Raw genomic sequence first — 20,676 nt, 5'->3', positions numbered from 1 at the left:
GTGGCGCGAATACGCCGGGATTGCGGCGCCGATAGCGCCTCGGTTAGCGGCGCTCAAGCGCTTTTATTTACTCGTCGAGCTTGAAAATTGCGGTGGCGCGCCCGCGCGCGAGGCGCGCACAATCTCATCGTTTGCCCGATCCACGGTGCGGATCCATTCGCGGGCGTGCTCGGGTGAATCCCCGAACTCCAGGCGGCGTTCCATGAGTTGGCGTTCGCACATGCTCTGCGGCACATCCAGGTACCAGGCCTCATCCAGAAGCGGAAGGACGTTTTCCCATCCTCCAGAATCCAAAAGAAGATAGTTACCTTCGGTGAAGATCAGCGGGACCTCACGCGCAATCGCGATTGCGCCGGCGATCGGCTCCTCGATATCTCGGCGGAAGGTGGGAGCGTAAACAATGTCCTCGGTTCGCTCGCGTAGGCGCCGTAACAAATTGCAGTACCCCGACACATCGAAAGTATCGGGGGCGCCCATACGCTGGCGTTTTCCTTGGCGAACCAGCTCTTCTTGGCACAGGTGGAAACCGTCCATGGGGACGATGGCGGCATTTTCTTTGCGGGAACGCAAAAGCATGGCCACCGTCGTCGATTTACCCGCTCCGGGTGGCCCGATAATTCCGATGATTCGGCGCGTAGCGTCGCGCGCGTGATCGTCAGCTATTTTGCACCTCCACTCGCAACCCGTGAGGTGGCGATCCTCTTTTCTGGCCGCCGCTCCATCTAGCCGATGTTACACGTGTCACATGATATGTGGTCAAGTTTAGAAATCAAGTTTTGCGATGAGGGGAGCGGCGAGTGCGGCCAGAGTTGTGAGTTACCGCGGTGCGTCTCCTCGCGGAGGTTGCACCCCGGGGCCGCTAGACTTCCGATGTGGTTTCCCGCAAAAGATCATCTTCTAAGAAACAATCGCCCGAGCGCGGCACAAAAGCGCGGCAAGCACCCAAGGCTTCGCAGCGCGCTTCGAGCACCCCGAAAAAGACTGAGCGGGACGCTAGCCAGTCCACGGAGCAGGCGCCGCGACGTCTGAATGCCAACCAGCGCAATGGCTTCTTCTTCCTCTTCCTCGCCCTGGCAATCCTCGTCGCCATGCGCGAGTGGTTTGGTATGGCGGGGGTGCTGGGTGGCATTATCCACCACGCCACCGCCGGAGTAGCGGGAGTTCTGGCCGTGTTGGCCCCGGCTCTTTTCCTCGCCCTCGCGATTCGCCTGGTTATCCCCGATCGCTCGGGAGCTAATCGGCGCTTCGTTATTGGGCTAGCGCTGATCGTCATCGGGGTGGCCGGTATCCTCCACGTGGTCATTAACCCGGTGAGCCCGGTGGATGATTTTTCCGGGATTGAATCAGCTGGCGGGATTATTGGCTGGGTTTCCGGCGGGGTCCTGGAGATTCTTCTTTCCGCGGTGGGCGCGGTGCCAGTTCTGGTGCTCCTTATTTTGTGGGCGATTCTTTTCATGACGAATACGTCCATCCAAGACCTCATTTCCCGGGTCCGCGAATGGTATGCGAATCGCAATGCTGCGCAGGAAGTGCCGGAGATCGCTAACCGCGGGATGTCTGCCTCGGTTCCTTACGAGGAAGCCGCCCAGGTGGATCCGCATGAAAATACGACCGAGCTGGAGCCGCGTAAGAAGCGGCGCTGGCCGGGCAAATCCGACGCGCCCGCGTCCGAAGATGCGACCGAAATGATCGGAGAGGCACAAGAAGAGGCGGAGCAAGGCGAGCCTGCGGCGTCGTCGGCCACCCAAAAAATACCGGCACCAAAGCCAAAGCGCGCGGTGAAAACCAAAACCCAGCAACCCATTGAGGGGACCGATCCGCAAGGCCTTCCGGCTCCGGAGGGCGGCGAGCCAATTAAGCGCACGCAACAGCTGGCACTCGACCCCACGGTGAATTACGCGCTGCCGTCCCCGGAGAACCTGGTGCAGGGCGGCAACCACGCCGAGCGGACCGAGGCAAATGACCGCGTGGTCGCCGAACTGACGCAGGTGTTCGCGGACTTTGGTGTGGACGCGCGAGTGGTGGGATTCTCGCGCGGGCCAACCGTGACCCAGTACGAAGTCGAACTCGGGCCGGGCGTGAAAGTCGAGCGCATCACCCAGCTTTCAAAGAATATTGCCTACGCGGTGGCGAGCGCGGACGTGCGTATCCTCTCGCCAATTCCGGGTAAATCCGCGATTGGTATTGAGATTCCGAACGCGGACCGCGAGATCGTGCATCTGGGGGACGTGCTGGCCTCCGAGGTGGCGCGCAAGGATCATCACCCGCTGACGGTCGGGGTGGGGAAGAACGTGCGCGGGCAGTTCGTGGTGACCAACCTGGCGAAAATGCCGCATTTACTGGTGGCTGGCGCTACCGGTTCGGGTAAGTCGAGCTTCATTAACTCAATGATCACCTCGATTATGATGCGCTCCACCCCGGATCAGGTGCGGTTGATTTTGATTGATCCCAAGCGCGTGGAGCTGACGATTTACGCGGGAATTCCGCATCTCATCACGCCGATTATCACCAACCCGAAGAAGGCCGCCGAGGCGCTGGAGTGGGTGGTGAAAGAAATGGACGCGCGCTACGACGATATGGCCGCCTACCATTTCAAGAACATCACTGATTTCAACGACGCGATTCGCGCCGGGAAGGTGCAGGCGCACGATCCCAATCGCAAGCTCGCCCCCTACCCGTATTTGCTCGTGGTAGTGGACGAACTCGCAGATATGATGATGGTCGCGCCACGGGACGTTGAGGCGTCAATTCAGCGCATCACCCAGCTGGCGCGCGCTGCCGGCATCCATTTGGTTCTCGCCACGCAGCGCCCGTCCGTTGACGTGGTGACGGGTCTGATCAAGGCAAATATTCCTTCGCGCTTGGCGTTTATGACCTCGTCGATTGCTGATTCGCGCACGATTCTTGATATGGGCGGCGCGGAAAAGCTCATTGGTCAGGGCGACGCGCTCTTTATGCCCGGTGGTAAGCAACCGATGCGTCTGCAGGGCGCGTGGGTTGGCGAGGATGAAATCCAAAAAGTCGTCGATCACGTCAAGGAACAGTTGCGCCCGCAGTATCGCGATGACTTCGAGGAAGTGGTGGAGGAAGCCCACGCCGTCAAGAAGCAGCGTGAGGAAATCGGCGACGACCTCGAAACGCTTCTGCAGGCGGCAGAAATCGTGGTCACCACGCAGTTTGGCTCTACCTCCATGCTTCAGCGCAAACTGCGGATTGGCTTTGCGAAGGCCGGCCGCATGATGGACTTGCTCGAACAATACGAGATTGTGGGGCCGTCCACCGGGTCCAAGGCGCGCGACGTGCTGGTGCCTCCTGAGCGGGTGGACGATGCGCTCGCGGTTTTGCGTGGCGAAAAAAATTCCATTTTCGACGACGACGCCGCTGACGAGAATGCGGATGGCGAGACTGGCGAGATGGCCGGTGATATGCCCGTGGGCGCTCAGGGGAGCGGGTACCGGGATAACGCCGGCGAAACGGCGGGCCACGGGAGTGCATCCGCCGGCGGGCCTGGTTACGGCGAAGCCTACGATCGCTACGCCGCGGACCCCCTGGCCGAAGAGAACCAGGGCCCGGTGGCGAAGAATTGGTATGACGACGACCTGGACGACGAGGGCGAATCTGGAGAGGACGCCTGGCAACTGACCGGGCGCTAAGTCACTCGCGACTCCCGGATCTCGCCGGAGGCAGGCTCCAGGGTCGGGCTTTTCGTGTTTATCCACAGGTTATCCACCGCTAATTGCTTTTGTGGAAAGCGGTTAGGGGAGCCGCGACGGCGGCGCTAGCGTAACCGGTATGAAGCGCTCTACCTTGTTCTGTCTACTTTCCGCGGGCCTGCTTGGCTTGACGGCATGCGCGGGCAATGCGGACCCTACTCCTTCCGGGGGAGCCGCATCTGGGGCGGCCGCGGCCACGTCAGTGCCAGGGGCGGCCTCCGAATCGCCAAATATGAGGGGATCAGCTCCCGGGAGCGACGCTCAGCCGAGCCTGGCGGTTCCGCCCGCTCCCGCCGAAATGGCGAATGACGACGTCGGCGGCGCCATGGCTGCTGCGGAACACTATATGAACCTCACCCTCTACGCCGCCACCACCGGGGATACCGCGCCGGTCGAGGCCATGAGCGCGCCGTCATGCGCCTGGTGCCGGAGCGAGATTGAAGGCAAGAAAAGCACGACCGAGGTTTGGGCCGAACAACCAGAATTCAGGATTGAGAGTCAAAAAGCGGAGTTTTCAAACTCCGAAAATGACTACTTGGTGACGTTGGTCGGAGAGCGCGGAGCGGGCACCTTGGTTCGGAACAGCGAAAAAACCAACGAAGTTGAGCCGCAGCGAGTGATTGTCGGATTGGTCCTTGCCCTGAAGGAAGATGGAAACTGGAGTGTCAAAGACGTCGCCCTTCAGGAGCTGGCGGCGGGCGAGGCCCCTCCCGATGTGAGCAGAGCGGAGGAGTAGTGATGGATAATAAAAAGCCCACTAGATGCGTTATAAAAGTCGTTGCCGCGGTTATCGCGCTGTGTGCGTCGCTTGTTTGCGCGCGAGCAACGGCCGAAGATGGCTCATCAACCGCGCTTTGGGAGTCCCAAGCCAGTGGCGGACTAGTTAAAATCTCGGGGAAAGAGACCATCGTAGCGCCGGGAAGTAAGGCCATAAAAATCACCCCGAAATCCCCGGCCCCCGTGGGCGCGGGGAAGGCCGGTACTTCGAGTGAGCGGCCGAAAATGCATTTGACGAGGGTGAACCATATTTACGAGTTGCCTTACAAGGTCTATAACGACGACAGCGGAATTATGGATGAGCTGGTGGGTCATAGTCGCTTCCGCAAGCGGGCCGAGGGAGCCGCCGGACAACCGTCGCGCCAGGGAGGAGCGGCGGCCGAGCCGGCCGTGGATATTTCGCAACTCATTACCCGAGAGGACGCCCAAAACCTGTTAGCAGATGCCGGGTCGTTTGAGATGTCTCCGGCGGATTCCTGGGTACTGGTAAATAAGCCCGCGTACTTTGCCTCAACCGCGCGCGCTCATGAAGCCTCAGTCGAGGTGCTGGGATTCCCGGTTCAGGTTCATTTCAACCCCGTCGCCTACGAATGGAATCCCGGGGATGGAAGTGCGAGCTTCCGTACGAGCTCGGCGGGCGGGCTGTGGCCTGATGGCGACGTTACATATACGTACCTGAAAAAGGGTAACGTCACCCCGTCGGTGACGGTGACGTGGTCGGCGCAATTTACGGCAGAGGGTCAAGTCTTTGACGTTCCAGGACGGTTGCAGACGCGGGTGAATGGCACGCCCTTCGAAGTTCGTGAGGCCAGGTCCAGAATTCTGGGCTAGCTGAAGGAGCGGGAAAGACCTATTCCCTCGTTAGAGATACGGAGTCTGCCACGCGCGCGGGCGGCTCAACCTTTTCGGTGGAGCCCTCCGTTTCCATTACCGGATATGTTGCGTCGATTCGGCAGTTAATAGCGTCTTCACCCATTGCCAATCCCGCCGGCCGTTGGCCCTCACGTAGCAAGTGAAGTGGCCAAATGTGATAGGTGGAGGTGTCTTGGGTGACGGCTGTCCAGTCCATCTTGGTTACGCGCGCCGGCCCTTCCGCGGGCACTTCGACGGTGGCGGTGTTGACCACTCCCGCCACCACTCGGCAACCGTGATTTTCCACGGTTTGCCCCGAAATGAAATTACCGGCCGAATACGCTACCCACATGCCGTTGCCATCGGGTCCGCCCTCGAGCTTGGCGACCGGCTGGGGTACATGGGAGTGGCCGCCGAAAACCGCGTCAATTTCTCCCGAGTCAGCCAGCTGCTGGGCGACGCCAACAACATCTTCCGGAGGTTGCGAAACGTACTCCACACCCCAGTGCATGTTCAGAACCACGAGGTCTGCACCAAGGGCTCGGGCTCGCCGAGCTTCGTCGATAATATCGTCAACTGAGCGTTCGCCTAACTCGCCGACGACGTTCCACGCCCAGGAACCTTCGCGAGGATACGGCATGCCATTAGTGAGCATGGTGGCCGAAAGGTGCGCAATTTTTACGTCGCGATTCCCCGCTCGCAAAGTGTAGAACTGGATCTCTTGTGCCTCTTGCTCACTTCTGGCGGTTCCGGCCCAACCCAGGTCCGCGCCGGCAAGGTTATCGATGGTGGATTTTATGCCGGCGAATCCTCGATCCATGGAATGATTCGTTGCTAGCGCGCAACCGTCGAAGCCAAACTTTTGCAGTGAGGAAATCAGCTCTGGCGGGGCGCCAAACATCGGATAATTCGATGGCTTTTCACCGGGCGGAACGATGGGCACTTCGAGGGCGCAAAGCGCCAAATCCGCGTTCTGGATATAGGGGGCAACAGGGTCCCAGAGCCGGGCGTAATCCAACGTTCCGTCCGCCTGGCGAGCGAAGTGATTGACCGAAAGATGGGGGAGGATATCTCCCGTCGAGACAATCGTAAGAGTGCTCGGATTTCCGCTAGGCTCGGCGGCCGGGGTTGAACTTGGCACGGGCGGCGTCGTCGGCGCAGAAACGTTTTCTTCCGCAGGGGACGTGAGCGACGCGCTCGGTGCCTGGCGGGAAAGGGAAATCGCCCCGGAGGAGATCGCTAACGCAACCACAATTACGACGAGCAGGGCGCAAATAGCTACGAGTTCCAGCCAGTTTCCCCGATTGGTGGAGGGCTTACCCATCATTGCCTTACCTATGTTGGTATCCGTATCGGCGGGAATTGGTTCCCTCGAAATCGAAGCCGGTGGAGGCGCTTCGTCTCCTTATTCCCGCCAAAGAGTACGAAGGGAAATCTACCCTGCGGGCCCCAAACCCGCCATAATTTGCCGGAAAACCCTGTTCAGGTTCCTGTAAAACCCTGCTCACGCCGCCGGAAATCCCTGCGCTCGTTAGACCAGCCCCCGCGTCGGCCCCCGGTGGGAAGTTACGGCGGGGTAGGGTGAATGCCATGACGCAAAACGCAGACCACACCACAGTTCCGGTCGTCAACATCGCGAACGCCCTCACCGTGCTTCGCGTGCTCCTCATCCCCGTTTTTCTTTGGGTGTATTGGGAGGCGACTCCCACGCGCGCGTTCTGGGCATGGGTGGTTTTTGCGCTCGCGGCGGTCACGGACAAACTCGATGGTCATTTAGCACGTTCGCGCGGCCTCGTCACCGACTTCGGTAAACTCGCCGATTCCATTGCGGACAAAGGCCTCATCGCCGCGGCGCTGATTATGCTCTCTTGGCACGGCCGCCTCTGGTGGTGGGTGACCATCCTGCTTATTGCTCGCGAAATCTACATCACCGTGGTGCGGATGACGGTGGTCAAAAAGCAGGTCATGGCGGCGGGGAAAATTGGCAAGTACAAGATGTTCGCACAATCCATCGGCGCCGGCTGGCTCATGATTCCCTGGGACTCCTGGTTTGCTGGGATCCCGTGGCTGGTGCAAGCGTTTATGTGGTTCGGCTGGATTGTTATTGGGTTGGCGCTTTTCCTCTCGATCTGGTCCGCCATCGGCTACACGCGCGACGCGCTGGCAATTGCCCATCGCCCGGAGGCGTCCGATGCTGCTTGAGTCCAGCGCTGAGGTTGCGAAGCTGGTGAAAGGCCTGCAAGACCAAGGTTTGACTCTTGCCCTCGCGGAATCGCTTACCGGCGGCGCTCTTACCGCCACCTTCGTGGAGATCCCGGGTGTTTCTGCGGTTCTGCGCGGAGGCGCGTGCACCTATGCCACCGATGCCAAGGCTTCTGTTTTAGGGGTTTCCGGTGCTCGCTTGACTGAGACTGGGCCGGTGGACGGCGTGGTGGCGGCGCAAATGGCAAGCGGTGCGTGTCGCCTTTTTGGGGCCGACGTCGCCTTATCGACGACGGGCGTGGCCGGGCCCGGACCTTCCGATGGGAAGGATGCGGGAACGGTATGGATTGCTATCGCTGGGGCGCTTGGAGCTGAGGAGCGCCTGTTGCACCTGGAAGGTGAACGCGACCAGGTGCGAGCAGCAACGATATGTGCGGCGCTGGCACTGCTCGGAGAGCATCTGGCGGCCGGCGCGAGCTGAGCACGGTCTGCACGCCAGGGGATGGCTGTGGTTCCCGCGATTTGCCGGGCGGAGGCTTTGGTTGGCGCGTATTGAGGGCGGTATAAGACCTGGTCGAGTGGCTATAAGGCCAGGCGAGGGCTGGTTTATCGAGCAAATAATCAGGAAAATTTAGAGTTCGCTCCCAGGAAACATTCAGAGAAAAGTGGCCTACTTAATACAGGCGGTAAGCGATCCGTAGAAACACGAGGTGGCCTGCTACCGGGCGGCGGGAACGGTTCCTGACTCTGGTCTGGCTTGAAGGTTGCAACGTATTTCACGGAGTTGAGCCGCATGGGGAATAAAAGAAGTTGAAAGGCGTTGGAGTTAGTGATGACAGAAAATACTCGGACCGGCGTGACCCGGATGAAGAACTTTAATGCCCAGACCGACCAGAGCGAATCGGCGGCTCCGGCGTTGTTGCGGGAAGAGATTGGTGAAGTGCTTCGCGCCTACCGGCAGCGGCAGGGACGCACGCTTCGCGAGGTTTCTTCCGACGCGCGTGTTTCCCTCGGCTATCTTTCCGAGGTGGAGCGCGGCCAAAAGGAAGCCTCTTCGGAGCTTCTAGCATCTATCTGCCGTGCCTTGAACGTGCCGCTCAGCCAGGTGCTTCGCCTCGCCGCCGATCGAATTGATCTGGCCGAGGGCCGCCTGCCGGCTCACCTGCGTATTCCGGATTCGGTTCCGGAAGATCTGGTTCGCCGCGAACTTTCAAAGCGTGAGTTCTCAGAGATGGTCCGCTAAAGAGCTTTCTCTGGACAACTTGAATTTAGGTTTGGCCTATAGGGCTATTTCGTCAACGTGCTGATGTGACGAGCTCATAGTTCCGCCGAACTCAATGCAGAGAAATACCGGTCCGCTGGGCCGGTATTTTCGTTTAATGAATGGACCTTTTCGCCTAATGAAATGAACTGCGCGGCTGGGCTACTTATTGGGTAGGTGATTCGCGGGACGGGCACTTCCTCTAGGATGGGCGGGTGCGTGAATCAGAGTTTTGGGCGAACGTGGATTGGGTCTTCGGCGAGCGTGGCGTGAGTATGGCGCAAGACCTCGTCCTCGCCACACTCGATGAGAGGTCTGTTCTTCAGGCCGTGAACGACGGCGTCGACCCGCAACGCGTATGGGACGCGGTCTGCGAGAATATGGGTTTTCCGGAGAATTACCGCTACCTCCACCGGATAAAACCCGATGAACGCGAGCGCTAGAAGAGAGAAACAAAACACGCCGCCGCGCTCATTGTTATCGAACGTTCGTTCGGATTAGAGTGTTCCACAGATCGCGAAGCGCGTCATTTTTCCACAGAAAAACTCTGGCGCGTTTTTATGTCGGAGGCTGGACATACCTTGGTATTAGCGCCGCTCGGAGAGGGCGGCGGGGAGGGCGATGAAGGGAAACCCGGCGAGGGAAGTTCCCGAATAAGCCTGTTCTGTAGGACGTATCGAGTAAGGACCATGGAATGGCCGAGAAGAAAACAGCAGATAATAAGAGCAACCGCGAAAAGGCGATCGAAAGCGCTCTTGAGCAAATCGACAAGCAGTTCGGCAAGGGCTCGGTGATGCGGCTAGGTGATCAGCCGGCGCGCCGAGTGGAGGTGATCCCCACCGGGTCCGTTGCTTTGGATATTGCCCTCGGAATTGGCGGGCTTCCCCGAGGTCGCGTGGTTGAGGTCTACGGTCCTGAATCGTCCGGAAAAACTACGGTCGCGCTCCATGCCGTGGCGTCGGCGCAAAGAAATGGCGGGATTGCAGCGTTTATCGATGCCGAGCACGCCCTGGATCCCGAGTACGCGCGGAACCTGGGAGTCAATACCGACGAGCTAATTGTTTCGCAACCGGATACCGGCGAGCAGGCGCTGGAAATCATGGATATGCTCATCCGCTCCGGCGCCTTGGATATCGTCGTCATTGACTCGGTGGCAGCGCTGGTGCCGAAGGCTGAAATTGAAGGCGATATGGGCGATTCCCACGTCGGATTGCAGGCGCGCCTCATGAGCCAGGCTCTGCGAAAGATCACCGGTGCGCTTTCCGCTTCGGGGACTACCGCAATCTTCATCAACCAGTTGCGAGAGAAAATCGGTGTGTTCTTCGGTAATCCGGAGACGACGACGGGCGGTAAAGCACTCAAGTTCTATTCCTCGGTGCGCCTGGATGTACGCCGCATTGAGACCCTCAAAGACGGCGGAACCCCGGTCGGAAACCGCACCCGCGTCAAGGTTGTGAAGAATAAGATGGCGCCGCCCTTCAAGCAGGCCGAATTCGACATCATTTACGGCGAGGGTATCTCTCGCGAGGGTGGAATCCTCGATATGGGTGTCGACGAAGGAATTGTTCGTAAGTCCGGTGCTTGGTTCACCTACGAGGGTGATCAACTGGGCCAAGGTAAGGAAAAGGCGCGCCAATTCCTCAAGGACAACCCCGATTTGTGCGAGGAAATCGAGGATAAGATCCTCCGCAAGGTGGGTATCCGTAAGGATCCGGAGCTCGAGGAAACGCAGTCGCCAGTAGGTGATGCGAAGGACGGAGCTACCGAGAAAGCGGCCGCAAAAGCACCCGCGAAGAAAACTCAATCAGCGGCAGGGAAGAAAGCTGAGACGGTAGATTTCTAAATGGCGGGGCGGCACAAGAAGGAATTCGATCCGCAAGAACTTACTCGCGAGCAGCACGTTGAGCGAGCCAAAGAAATCCTCTACCGGCAACTCGACGCGCGGGACCGTTCTCGCTGCGAACTGGCCGAAAAGCTAGCGGCAAAGCTGGTTCCAGAAGGCGTGGCGCAACAGGTTCTCGCTGAATTTGAAAGCGTCGGGTACGTAGATGACGCAAAGTTTGCGCGGGTTTATGTACGCTCGCGGCTTGCCGGCCGCGCCATGTCACGCCAGCGGCTTCGCCTCGAACTGCGCCAGAAAGGGGTGGATGACGCCCTCATATCGGCGGCTTTGGAGCGAGTGGATCCGGAAGCTGAACTGGAAGGGGCAATAGAGTTGGCGGAGAAGAAGCTTCGCGCTAGCTCGGGCGATCCTCTTGCTGCCAAAAGGCGTGCTTACGGGATGCTGGCGCGGCGCGGGTTTTCCAGTGAGCAATGCTCGAAGGCTTTGCGGGTGGCCCTCGCGCGCATCGAGCAGGGCGAATAAAAAGACCGGAGAGTAAGGAACGTGGCGTGATTCTCGCGATTGTGGGGCCGACGGCAAGCGGAAAGACCGCGGTTTCCTTGGAGGTTGCGAGCCTCCTGGGCGGGTCAGAAGCGGTGGAGATTATCTCGGCCGATGCCTTCCAGCTCTATCGGGGTATGGATATAGGCACCGCGAAGTTACCGGTGGCACAGCGCCGGGGGATCACCCACCACCAGGTTGATGTTCTAGAGCTGAGCCAGGCTGCCTCGGTGGCCAGTTTCCAGCGAGAGGCGCGAGGCGACCTGGAGTCCATTCTTGGGCGCGGAAAAATCCCGCTCGTGGTGGGTGGCTCTGGGCTCTATGTTTCCGCACTCGTGGATGAATTGGATTTCCCCGGGACGGATCCGCGCGTGCGGGCCGAGGTGGAGGCAGAAGCGGCGGAGGATTTCCCTCGTATTGTTGAGGAGCTACGCCGCGAGGATCCGCGCGCCTACGAGGTGATGGATCTGAAAAATGAGCGGCGGGTTATTCGCGCGGTTGAGATCATTCGCCTCACTGGCCAATACACCGCGCGCTTCCCGCGTCACACCTCGCACTATCCGGGCGTTGCCCTACATGCTTTGCGGCGTGAACGGGAGGTTCTAGATGAGGCCATTGCTCAGCGGGCCCGCCAGATGTTTGTAGGCGGGTTGCTTGAGGAAGTGGAGAGCTTGCTTGGTAGCGGCCTGCGTGAGGCACCCACCGCCGCGCGCGCCACCGGGTATGCACAGGCATTGCAGGTTCTCGATGGCCAGATAACGCTCGACGAGGCGGTGGAATCCACCGCCTTGGCAACTCGCCGCTTGGCGCGAAAACAAATGAAATGGTTCCGAGCCGATCCGCGCGTGATCTGGCATGACCTCACGGATGGGGATGTTTCGCGCGTGGCGCGCGAAATTGTAGCCGATTGCGGTTAGACAGCGCGGATTAGCGGTTCGGTCGGGTGTTTGGATTGGTGGTTCGGTTAGGCGGTTGGCTTGGTGCGACGACTAGGCATCTTCGCTGGCGAGGGGATTGCCCGGCCAAGCCACTCGCAGAATTCGGAAGCCCTTTGAAGAGCGGACCTTGGTGGCATCCCACCCCTGCTGAGATATCCAGGTGGCGAGTGAATCAGCTCCCAGGTTCTTTTGCACCACGAGGTAGGCTTCGCCGTCGTCAGCCAGGAGGGGAAGCCAGGTGAGAAGAAGATCGTGGAGCTGTTCTTTGCCAATACGAATTGGGGGATTGGACCAGATGAGCCTGATCTTCTGCGAGCCCAGCGCGGTCAAAGCCTGCTCGGGAGCGGCGACGAAAGCGTCGATACCGTGATGGCGAAGATTCTTTTCGGTGAGGTGGCGGGCGCGATCATTAACATCGACGGCCCACAGTTTTGCCTGCGGGTACTCGGTACCGAGCGCCAAGCTGATGGGACCCCAACCGCACCCGAGGTCAAGCACAATATCGCCCTCCTCGATCGTGGAGAGGAAAACCTTATTGAGGAGAACCTCGGTGCCCTTATCGAGGCGATGGCCAGCAAAGACACCGTCGGACACCGTTACCTCAAAATCGCGATCGCGCAGTTTTACTCTCAGCGAGCGATGATGGGGGGTGGAGTCGGGATGCGCAGAAAAGTAATGCTCCGTCATGCCCACAAGCTTAGAACACGCGGGCGAGTGGAAGAACCAGGCAAGACGCAGCGTGAGGTGCGAAATGCGCGACGTGAGCCAGGAAAGGCGTGGGGTGAGGCGCATCGTTTTCTCGCGCGCCGGTTTCATGCCACAATGAGGTAAAGGACAAAGGAGTGCATACGAAAAGCAACCACGATTCCTCCCAGGCCTCAGCGGAGGCCTCGAACCGAGGGGAAGAAGCGGATAACCGAACAGTCGATATTCACTCGCGTGCCGGGACGTCTTTACAAGCTGACCCCAGGTACGGGCGCGCCTGGGCGGGGGACTGGCTCGATCGTGAGCAACGCAAAGGACTCCAGCGTGTTGAAGGCATCGGCGGAAATTTTGCTGATGATGAGCAGGTCGAACTCGAGTACCGGCAAGTCCGTTTGGAACGCGTGGTACTGGTGGGAGTCTATGCACAGGGGCGAACGGAAGCCGAAGAGTCGCTGCGCGAGCTGGCGGCGCTGGCGGATACCGCCGGATCGACGGTGGTGGCTGGCGTTTTGCAGCGTCGTGATATTCCCGATAATGCTACCTTTCTCGGCAAAGGCAAGGCGCACGAACTAGCGGATCTGGTGCGCGCGCAGACGGCGGACACCGTTATCGTCGATTCGGAACTTGCCCCTTCCCAGCGCCGCGCACTGGAAGACGTGGTGGGTGTGAAGGTCATTGACCGCACCGCGCTGGTGCTTGATATTTTTGCGCGTCACGCCAAATCAAAAGAGGGGAAGGCGCAGGTAGAGCTGGCGCAGCTGGAATACCTGCTTCCGCGACTTCGTGGCTGGGGCGAGTCTATGTCCCGCCAGGCGGGCGGCCAGGTAGCCGGCGGTGCAGGGATTGGTTCGCGCGGACCGGGTGAGACGCAGCTCGAACTGGACCGGCGCCGCATCCGTTTCCGAATGGCGAAGCTCCGGCGCGATATCAAGAAAATGAAGCCGGCGCGGGAAACGCGGCGGGCCGAGCGCCAGCGGACCGGAATCCCTTCAGTAGTGATCGTTGGTTACACAAACGCCGGAAAATCTTCTCTTCTCAATCGCCTCACCGGGGCTGGGGTGCTGGTAGAAAACGCACTCTTCGCCACCTTGGATCCCACGGTTCGCCGCGCTCGCACGCCCTCGGATCGCGAATTCACCCTCTCTGACACCGTCGGTTTCGTACGTAATCTCCCCACCCAGCTGGTGGAGGCATTCCGCTCGACGCTCGAAGAGGTGGGTGAAGCTGACGTGCTTTTGCACGTGGTGGACGCGTCGCATGCCGATCCGGTGGGTCAGGTAAAGGCCGTGCACGAGGTGCTCAATGGGGTCGACGGCGCCCGAGAGGCCCCTGAACTCATTGTGCTTTCTAAAATTGATCTGGCAGATCCGGTTGATCTTGCCGCTTTGCGGACTCGGTTCCCCGATGCGGTGGCGGTTTCCGCCGCAACAGGCGAGGGACTAGACGAGTTAATGGGCAAAATCGATGAGCTTTTGCCTCAGCTCGAATCCGAGATTGAAGGGGTTATTCCTTTCTCGCGCGGTGACCTGGTTTCACTCATTTACGAGTATGGCGACCTGCTGGCTCCGGTGGCTTATCGAGATAACGGGACTTTCGTTCATGCCCGGGTGCCAAAATCAATCGCGGCCCAATTTGAGGCCGCGAGCGGAAACAGCGATGGGCATTCGCCAGAGCGGAGCTCATAACGGTGGGAGAATCGCAGAACGGTCCGGGGCGGGAAGTTGAGGCAATCCTCGATAACGCAATTTCCGAACTGGGTGGAAGCCGCCGTGCCGGCCAGGCAGATATGGCGCAGAAAGTGAGCGAAGCGCTTTATAACACCGAGCATGTGCTCATCGAAGCAGGTACCGGTACCGGTAAATCGCTTGGCTATCTGGTGCCGGTAATGGAGTGGAGCGTGCGCACCGGCCAGAGGGCAATCGTTTCTACTGCCACCCTTGCCCTGCAACGCCAGATTCTGCGCCACGACGCACCTTTAGCCACCGATGCCACCAAAAAGGAGTTGGGGAAAGCTCCGAAAGTAGCGTTACTCAAGGGATGGAATAACTACCTCTGCCTGCGAAAGGTGGCGGGCGGATACCCGGAGGATGACGCTCTTCTATCGCGGGCGGAAGGTGAGTACGGGGCTTCCGCCACCGGCGAAGAAGTGGTGCGTCTGAGGGAATGGGCGAACGAGACCCGAACCGGGGACCGCGATGATCTGATGCCGGGAGTTTCTGATCGTGCCTGGCGCCAGGTATCCGTTTCGAAGAAAGAATGCCTCGGCGCTAAATGCCCTCTAGCGGAGTCTTGCTTTGCCTACCAGGCGCGCGCGGAAGCAGCGGACGCGGATGTGATCGTGACGAATCATTCGATGCTGGGGGTGCAAAGCCAGGGCACGCCGGTGCTTCCCGAGGCGAATGCCTACATCGTGGACGAGGCGCACGAGTTGGCGAGCCGGGTGACTTCCCAGCTTACGGTCTCGCTTTCACAGGCCGAGCTACGCGGATTGGCCCGGCTAATGCGGCGGGAAAAGGTGCTTCCGGCGGATCTTGAATCCGCGGCCGACGGCCTCGACGAGGCGATGGAGGATCTGCCCGAGGGGCGTCTGCAGTGCATCCCGCTTCCCTTGCAAGATGCCCTGGTTCTCCTTCTGCGAGAGCTTAAGCGTTCTCAGGAAGACATCGCTGACTTGCCGGGCAAGGAACCAGATGAGGCGGCATCAAAAGCCGTTCTACGCTCGCGAGTGGCGGATGTGGTCGACGTCGTCGAACAAGTGCTTTCGGACAAAATTGGCGGCGACCTTGTTCCCTGGATCGCGCGAGACAGCGAGGACCGGGCCTCCCTTTATGTGGCGCCGCTCGATGTGTCCGCGGCGCTGGCGGATTCGCTTTTTGAGGAAGTGCCGGTTCTCCTCACTTCCGCCACGTTGACGGTGGGCGGCAGATTCGAGCACGCGGCGCGCGAATGCGGTTTTATGTACCCTTCGCAGGGGCCGTGGTCGGGGGTGAGCGTGGAGAGCCCGTTTGACCCAGCGCGCCAAGGAATTTTGTATATTGCCGCGCACCTGCCCGCACCCGGGCGGGAGGGCTACGGTACAGACCAACTCGATGAAATGGTGGGATTGATTGAGGCCTCGGGCGGCGGGGCGCTCTGTTTGTTCACTTCACGCCGCGGTGCCGAAAATGCGGCAGCCTACGCGCGCGATCGTCTCGATACCCCGATTCTCCTCCAGGGAGAAGACTCTCTGCCGAGCCTGATCGAAGATTTCAAGGCGGATAGCGCCGCCTCACTGTTCGGGACCATTTCGCTCTGGCAGGGCGTCGACGTTCCCGGACATACTTGCCGTTTGGTCATTATCGACCGAATTCCTTTCCCGCGGCCCGACGACGCACTGGTGAAAGCCCGCACGCGCGAGGCGGCCCGGCGCGGGCGCAACGGGTTTATGGAAGTATCGGCGTCACACGCGGCGCTTCTGCTTGCCCAGGGCGCGGGGCGCTTATTACGGCGGCAAGACGATCGCGGAGTGGTGGCCGTTCTCGATTCTCGCCTGCGAACCAAGCGATATGGCGGTTTTCTGCTTGCCTCGATGCCGCGGATGTGGCCGACGGACAATCCGCAAGTGGTGCGCGATGCGCTCCGGCGTCTTAACTTATAGTGGGGTGAGCTCAGAGGCGGTACGCCTCAGAGGGCGCGTAGCACCATCACAACTTTGCCGAGCACTTGCGCGGTATCGGCGGGAATTGGGTCGTAATTGATATTCCGTGGCAGGAGGGTGACGTGCCCTCCGCGCCGGTCGAGAACCTTGACTGTTGCTTCGCCGTCGATCATCGCAGCTACGATTTCGCCGTTATTCGCCACCGGTTGGCGACGCACAACAACCCAATCGCCGTCACAAATGGCGGCTTCAATCATAGAATCACCCGAAACCTTGAGGGTGAAAAGTTCGCCATCACCCGTCAGCTGGCGCGGGAGGGTAAACACGTCTTCAACGACTTGGTCAGCGAGAATGGGGGAGCCGGCCGCAATTCTTCCCACCACCGGAACGTTGATGGCCTCAGGTATTTCGACCTCACCAGTTCCGTCGTCATAGGTTGGGCGGCGAAGCGGAATCACATTTTCGTCTTCTATGTAGACGCCAAAGCTTGCGGCGTCTCCTCGCACCGGGGATGCAGCGGGGGCGGAATCCGCATTACCGCTAAACCAATCAGCTCCCAGATCGGTGAGCTCGATTGTGCGCGGGCGGCGCGGATCGCGGCGAATGTAACCCAGCTCGGTCAACGAATCGAGCTGGTATTTGACGGATGACGGGGAGGACAGGCCTACCGCCTGGCAAATCTCGCGAATGGTGGGCGGGAAGCGATGTGCGGTGAGCCCTTCAGCAATGCAGGTGAGAACGTCGGTTTGGCGTTCCGTAAGTTGCGGAAAGTCCGTCATGCCGGGTTGCTCCAATCTGTTCGCGCGCAGATTTGTGATCGTCCACGATCATCAAAAACCGAAATGATCAAAAACCGTGTCGGAGGCGCTTGGTTTAGTACCTACGTCAAGGCTAGAGCGAAGAGGTCTTAGTTTCAAACATTTGTTCGCATGTATGTCGAACAAATGTTCTGGACATCCGGCTTCACGCGCGCTAGCATTCAAACAAGTGTTCGACGAACACGTGTTCGAAGGAGGAGCGATGAGCGTCGCAGAACTGCGCTATGAAGCCGTTTCCGAGGAATCTGTTACCAGGAGCAAGAAATCGCGGATGGCTGTTTTACGCCAGCCGCGGCCAGTTCTGCGCGCGGTGGCGACAGCGCCGTCCAGTCCTAGCGCCGCTTCTGCGCCGAGTGCCGCGTCGGCTCCGCTTTCTCACGCGCGCCGTTCGGGCCTGCGGCTCGTCAACACGAATCGCGAGGCCGATAAGCGTGTGGTTCGCGGTAAGCAGCGCAAGGCAGAAAAATTGGCGATCCGGACCGCTCAATCTCGCCGCAAGGCGACGAGCGTCTCGCGTCTGGCTGAGCCTCAACGTAGGCCTCGCCCCACGGCCCTGGCTGAGCTCGAATCCACGGCAGCAAGCGGCTTCAAAGCCGCGGTTGCTCTCCTTGTGGTTTCACTGCTGGTGAGCATGGGGCTCGTCATCGGATCGCTCTTTGTTCCCGCCGGCCATGGTGCGGTCACGGTCCAACCCGGTGACACGCTCTCCTCCATCGTTGCCTCTTTGCCGGGGGATCGGGACGGTGCCAGCGCGGTGGCAGAGCTAAGGGCGCTGAACGGGCTCACCTCTGATGCCTTGCAACCCGGCCAGGTGCTGCGTTTGCCGAATTAGGCTGAAGGCTGCTGAGGGGAGGAAATTATATGCTTCTCACAGTAAAAAAGCCGCAAATGGGTTTGGCTGGAAAGTTATCAAACGAGTACGGTTTGAGTATGCATTGCCCTTTCTGCCGAAACTCTGACTCAAAGGTTGTCGATACTCGCACCACGGAGGATGGTCTTTCCATTCGCCGTCGGCGCGAGTGCCTAGAGTGCCATCGTCGCTTCACAACGATTGAATCGGCGTCGCTGGTTGTGATGAAACGATCCGGGGCCGCCGAGCCGTTCTCCCGGGAAAAGATTATTAGTGGCGTAGGCCGGGCATGCCAAGGTCGTCCAGTGACGGAAGATCAGTTGGCCGTGCTCGCTGCACAGGTGGAAGAGCGCGTTCGCGCCCTCGGAAGCTCGCAAGTCGATTCGCAGGATATTGGCCTGGCGATTCTCGAGCCACTCAAAGAGCTCGATGAGGTTGCCTATCTGCGATTCGCCTCGGTGTATTCAAACTACAACTCGGCCGAAGATTTCCAGGCTGCGATTGACGAACTGCGCGCGGATAAGGGGGCGGGCGCGGCCTCCGCTGAATAGGGCATCAGGTGCAACAAGCGGGGTGAAACATCTAATTACTCATCCTCGCGGTGGGTGACTGGGCAAACTTGAGCCTGTTCATCATCGCGGGACTCTGCTGGGATCTCCACGCGCGGATCATCTCGGGAGGCTAGCCGGCTCGTCATGCTCGAGGCCGCGCTGATGGCTCGTGAGGCGGCATCGCTTGCTACCTCGGTTGCGGAGCGCACCCACTGCCCAGCAACTAGCTGGAAACGCTCGATTTGTTCGCGGACGCTTTTACGAAGAACTTTGCCGAGCATGGAATGAGGCAGGGACTCGAAAATAGCGAAAGAAGTGGGCATGGCGTAATGGGGGAGCAACCCTTCGAGCCACTGTCGAAGTTGCGCCAGACTCATGGTCGTTGAAGGCTCGAGGACGAGGGCTGCAACAACGGACTCGCCGCGTTCCTCATGCTCATGGTCGGGAATTCCCACCACGGCGACGTCACTCACTCCGGGAATCTTCCGAATGGCATCCTCCACTTCCGTGGGATAGATATTGAAGCCGTTGTTAATAATGACCTCTTTGCGGCGATCGGCCATCACCAGGAAGCCATCCTCCCAATGCCCAATATCGCCGGTGCGGAGCCATCCGTCGACGATTGTTTGAGCACTTGCGGCTTCGTCACCAAGGTATCCCAGGCATACTTGCGGGCCGCGCACGAGGATTTCCCCGGGTCCCTCCGTAATGGTGGTATCGGGATGATCCGGATCGGCCAGGCGCACCTCGGTGGAAGGGAAGGGGACGCCGAGGGTTGAGGCGCGGCGATACTCGTTCATTGGAGATCCTGAAATAACCGGGCTCGCCTCGGTTAGTCCATAGCCCTCAATAATGTAGTTCTTCGTTGCTTCTTCCCAGCGGGTGGCAAGCGAGGGAGCAAGCGCCATCCCGCCGCTGACGGCGAATTTGATAGAAGAAAGATCTTCCGGTCGGCCCGCTGCCTCGCGTGCCTCCACCTCTTTGAGAACTCGGGAAAACATGGGGGCAACGCCCGGAAACACCGTAATGGGATGGCGCTTATGGGCATCAAGTAGCGAGCCGGCATTAAAGGTTGGTTGCAAGATAATGGTGGCGGCGAGATCCACTCCGGTTAGGAGCACCATGGTGAGACCAAAAGCGTGGAAGAAGGGCAAGACCCCAGCTTCGACCTGATGTGACTGCGCGTCGAATGGAACCCAGGCAATGAGTTGCTTGCGGTTGGAGACGAGATTGCGATGCGAAAGCCGCACCGCTTTCGGTTCACCGGTAGTTCCACCTGTGAATAGATAAACCGCGTCCGCATCTGCGGGGGCAGGGCGGAAAGCATCGGGTGGCTGGGCGCTTGCGCGGCGAAGCGCGGCGTCGAAGGATTCCGCGACCGCGGGAGCCTGGCCACGCAGCTTTTCCTTGAGGCTTCGCGCCTTCTTCACCGGCAGGCGCAAAAGCAGGCGGGAGTGGAGAGGAAGTGAATGCGAAATGTTGACGGAGAAATACACCCGCGAATCGTCCTCCGTGGCTGCCAGGGTCTCGAGGGTTTTCTCCCACGCAACGAACGCCTTCGCCGCAACCAGATCCAGCTCGCGAGTGATTTCAATTTGGGTGCCCAGCGGATTGACCTCGGCCACCGTCGCGCCCGCCAAAACGGCTCCATAGAACGCATAAAGGTGCTGTGGGCAATTGGGGAGGGCCAGTGCGACGACGTCGCCCGGGCGAATTCCCGCGCTACGGAAAACCGTGGCGGCGCGCCGGGAGCGCTCAAGTAGCTGCGCATAGGTGACGGTGGCCCCCAGGTAATCAATGGCGACACGCTGGGGAAAGCGCTCTGCGGCAACAAAAAGCGTCTGTTCGATCGTTTCGTCCGTGACGTCAATTTCATGCGGAGCATGTTCGGGATAGAACCTGTACCAATCATGTGTTCCGCTAGTCGTCACGTGCGTCTCCTTAGTTGTGCAATGTTTGGAAGTGTATTCAACCCGCGCCTGAAAAGGT

At 59.7% G+C, this 20,676-nt stretch carries 19 protein-coding genes; 14 read left to right on the top strand and 5 right to left on the bottom strand.

The annotated features are described in order from the left end of the window. Window positions 1–63: 63 nt before the first annotated feature. Window positions 64–663: a nucleoside/nucleotide kinase family protein gene (locus tag BN2664_RS01170; protein ID WP_040316920.1), complete on the bottom strand. Its 600-nt coding sequence runs from the start codon at window positions 661–663 to the stop codon at window positions 64–66. A gap of 209 nt (window positions 664–872) precedes the next feature. On the opposite strand from BN2664_RS01170, the gene BN2664_RS01165 reads away from it, so the two are divergent. From BN2664_RS01165 to BN2664_RS01155, 3 genes are all read left to right on the top strand, one after another. Continuing rightward, on the top strand, window positions 873–3,653 hold the full coding sequence (locus BN2664_RS01165; RefSeq protein WP_007000389.1) for an FtsK/SpoIIIE family DNA translocase: 2,781 nt from the start codon (window positions 873–875) through the stop codon (window positions 3,651–3,653). Between the two features lie 292 nt (window positions 3,654–3,945). Further along, window positions 3,946–4,449 carry a DUF6318 family protein gene (locus BN2664_RS01160; RefSeq protein ID WP_040316919.1) on the top strand — a complete coding sequence of 168 codons (504 nt, stop codon included), beginning with the start codon at window positions 3,946–3,948 and terminating at the stop codon, window positions 4,447–4,449. A 266-nt stretch (window positions 4,450–4,715) separates the two neighbouring features. Continuing rightward, complete coding sequence (locus BN2664_RS01155) at window positions 4,716–5,321, top strand: PKD domain-containing protein (protein ID WP_155856429.1); 606 nt, start codon at window positions 4,716–4,718, stop codon at window positions 5,319–5,321. Window positions 5,322–5,340: 19 nt separating this feature from the next. On the opposite strand, the gene BN2664_RS01150 is transcribed toward BN2664_RS01155, so the two are convergent. Further along, window positions 5,341–6,669 (bottom strand): CapA family protein, encoded by a 1,329-nt coding sequence (locus BN2664_RS01150; protein WP_007000386.1) that lies wholly within the window; start codon window positions 6,667–6,669, stop codon window positions 5,341–5,343. A 263-nt stretch (window positions 6,670–6,932) separates the two neighbouring features. Here BN2664_RS01150 and pgsA point away from each other — a divergent pair, with 263 nt between their 5' ends. The 7 genes from pgsA (at window position 6,933) to miaA (ending at window position 12,105) form a co-directional block, all read left to right on the top strand. Continuing rightward, complete coding sequence (pgsA, locus tag BN2664_RS01145) at window positions 6,933–7,544, top strand: CDP-diacylglycerol--glycerol-3-phosphate 3-phosphatidyltransferase (protein ID WP_007000385.1); 612 nt, start codon at window positions 6,933–6,935, stop codon at window positions 7,542–7,544. Beyond that, window positions 7,534–8,025 carry a CinA family protein gene (locus BN2664_RS01140; RefSeq protein ID WP_007000384.1) on the top strand — a complete coding sequence of 164 codons (492 nt, stop codon included), beginning with the start codon at window positions 7,534–7,536 and terminating at the stop codon, window positions 8,023–8,025. The genes pgsA and BN2664_RS01140 overlap by 11 nt, the downstream gene beginning before the upstream one ends. 384 nt (window positions 8,026–8,409) lie before the next feature. Continuing rightward, the gene (locus BN2664_RS01135) at window positions 8,410–8,787 is read left to right on the top strand and encodes a helix-turn-helix domain-containing protein (RefSeq protein WP_231723432.1); all 378 of its coding nucleotides are present in this window, start codon (window positions 8,410–8,412) and stop codon (window positions 8,785–8,787) included. Window positions 8,788–9,020: 233 nt separating this feature from the next. Beyond that, window positions 9,021–9,248, top strand: a complete 228-nt coding sequence (locus BN2664_RS01130; RefSeq protein WP_007000382.1) for a DUF3046 domain-containing protein — start codon at window positions 9,021–9,023, stop codon at window positions 9,246–9,248. Window positions 9,249–9,499: 251 nt separating this feature from the next. After that, a complete protein-coding gene (recA, locus tag BN2664_RS01125; protein WP_007000381.1) occupies window positions 9,500–10,648 on the top strand; it encodes a recombinase RecA in 1,149 nt (382 codons plus the stop codon). Then, window positions 10,649–11,170: a regulatory protein RecX gene (locus BN2664_RS01120; RefSeq protein ID WP_007000380.1), complete on the top strand. Its 522-nt coding sequence runs from the start codon at window positions 10,649–10,651 to the stop codon at window positions 11,168–11,170. Between the two features lie 26 nt (window positions 11,171–11,196). Next, the gene (gene miaA, locus BN2664_RS01115; protein WP_007000379.1) at window positions 11,197–12,105 is read left to right on the top strand and encodes a tRNA (adenosine(37)-N6)-dimethylallyltransferase MiaA; all 909 of its coding nucleotides are present in this window, start codon (window positions 11,197–11,199) and stop codon (window positions 12,103–12,105) included. Between the two features lie 72 nt (window positions 12,106–12,177). On the opposite strand, the gene BN2664_RS01110 is transcribed toward miaA, so the two are convergent. Next, on the bottom strand, window positions 12,178–12,813 hold the full coding sequence (locus BN2664_RS01110; protein WP_051014148.1) for a class I SAM-dependent methyltransferase: 636 nt from the start codon (window positions 12,811–12,813) through the stop codon (window positions 12,178–12,180). A 155-nt stretch (window positions 12,814–12,968) separates the two neighbouring features. Between BN2664_RS01110 and hflX the strand changes: the two genes are divergently transcribed. Together hflX and BN2664_RS01100 are read left to right on the top strand one after the other, a co-directional pair. Next, the gene (gene hflX / locus BN2664_RS01105) at window positions 12,969–14,516 is read left to right on the top strand and encodes a GTPase HflX (protein ID WP_007000377.1); all 1,548 of its coding nucleotides are present in this window, start codon (window positions 12,969–12,971) and stop codon (window positions 14,514–14,516) included. Between the two features lie 2 nt (window positions 14,517–14,518). Then, on the top strand, window positions 14,519–16,468 hold the full coding sequence (locus tag BN2664_RS01100; protein WP_058120587.1) for an ATP-dependent DNA helicase: 1,950 nt from the start codon (window positions 14,519–14,521) through the stop codon (window positions 16,466–16,468). Window positions 16,469–16,494: 26 nt separating this feature from the next. On the opposite strand, the gene lexA is transcribed toward BN2664_RS01100, so the two are convergent. Beyond that, entirely contained in the window at window positions 16,495–17,247 is a 753-nt protein-coding gene (lexA, locus tag BN2664_RS01095; RefSeq protein ID WP_007000375.1) for a transcriptional repressor LexA, read from the bottom strand. 241 nt (window positions 17,248–17,488) lie between these two features. On the opposite strand from lexA, the gene BN2664_RS01090 reads away from it, so the two are divergent. Further along, complete coding sequence (locus tag BN2664_RS01090; RefSeq protein WP_007000374.1) at window positions 17,489–18,118, top strand: LysM peptidoglycan-binding domain-containing protein; 630 nt, start codon at window positions 17,489–17,491, stop codon at window positions 18,116–18,118. Between the two features lie 98 nt (window positions 18,119–18,216). Continuing rightward, window positions 18,217–18,687: a transcriptional regulator NrdR gene (gene nrdR / locus BN2664_RS01085; protein WP_040317060.1), complete on the top strand. Its 471-nt coding sequence runs from the start codon at window positions 18,217–18,219 to the stop codon at window positions 18,685–18,687. Between the two features lie 35 nt (window positions 18,688–18,722). Here the strand turns inward: nrdR and BN2664_RS01080 are convergent, their stop codons facing one another. Continuing rightward, on the bottom strand, window positions 18,723–20,618 hold the full coding sequence (locus BN2664_RS01080) for an AMP-binding protein (protein ID WP_007000372.1): 1,896 nt from the start codon (window positions 20,616–20,618) through the stop codon (window positions 18,723–18,725). Window positions 20,619–20,676 lie beyond the last annotated feature (58 nt).

It is taken from the genome of Actinobaculum massiliense (assembly GCF_001457435.1).
In the GTDB taxonomy this organism is placed as follows: Bacteria; Actinomycetota; Actinomycetes; order Actinomycetales; family Actinomycetaceae; genus Actinobaculum; species Actinobaculum massiliense.
Note: the sequence above shows the minus strand (reverse complement) of the source record. Positions and strands in the feature narration are given on the sequence as shown.

Coding starts and splice junctions, on each gene's coding strand:
- BN2664_RS01120 (WP_007000380.1), top strand. CDS start 10,649: ATGGCGGGGCGGCACAAGAAGGAATTCGATCCGCAAGAACTTACTCGC.
- BN2664_RS01160 (WP_040316919.1), top strand. CDS start 3,946: ATGAGGGGATCAGCTCCCGGGAGCGACGCTCAGCCGAGCCTGGCGGTT.
- nrdR (WP_040317060.1), top strand. CDS start 18,217: ATGCATTGCCCTTTCTGCCGAAACTCTGACTCAAAGGTTGTCGATACT.
- recA (WP_007000381.1), top strand. CDS start 9,500: ATGGCCGAGAAGAAAACAGCAGATAATAAGAGCAACCGCGAAAAGGCG.
- lexA (WP_007000375.1), bottom strand. CDS start 17,247: ATGACGGACTTTCCGCAACTTACGGAACGCCAAACCGACGTTCTCACC.
- BN2664_RS01150 (WP_007000386.1), bottom strand. CDS start 6,669: ATGATGGGTAAGCCCTCCACCAATCGGGGAAACTGGCTGGAACTCGTA.
- BN2664_RS01110 (WP_051014148.1), bottom strand. CDS start 12,813: ATGACGGAGCATTACTTTTCTGCGCATCCCGACTCCACCCCCCATCAT.
- BN2664_RS01090 (WP_007000374.1), top strand. CDS start 17,489: ATGAGCGTCGCAGAACTGCGCTATGAAGCCGTTTCCGAGGAATCTGTT.
- pgsA (WP_007000385.1), top strand. CDS start 6,933: ATGACGCAAAACGCAGACCACACCACAGTTCCGGTCGTCAACATCGCG.
- BN2664_RS01140 (WP_007000384.1), top strand. CDS start 7,534: ATGCTGCTTGAGTCCAGCGCTGAGGTTGCGAAGCTGGTGAAAGGCCTG.
- BN2664_RS01135 (WP_231723432.1), top strand. CDS start 8,410: ATGAAGAACTTTAATGCCCAGACCGACCAGAGCGAATCGGCGGCTCCG.
- BN2664_RS01155 (WP_155856429.1), top strand. CDS start 4,716: ATGCATTTGACGAGGGTGAACCATATTTACGAGTTGCCTTACAAGGTC.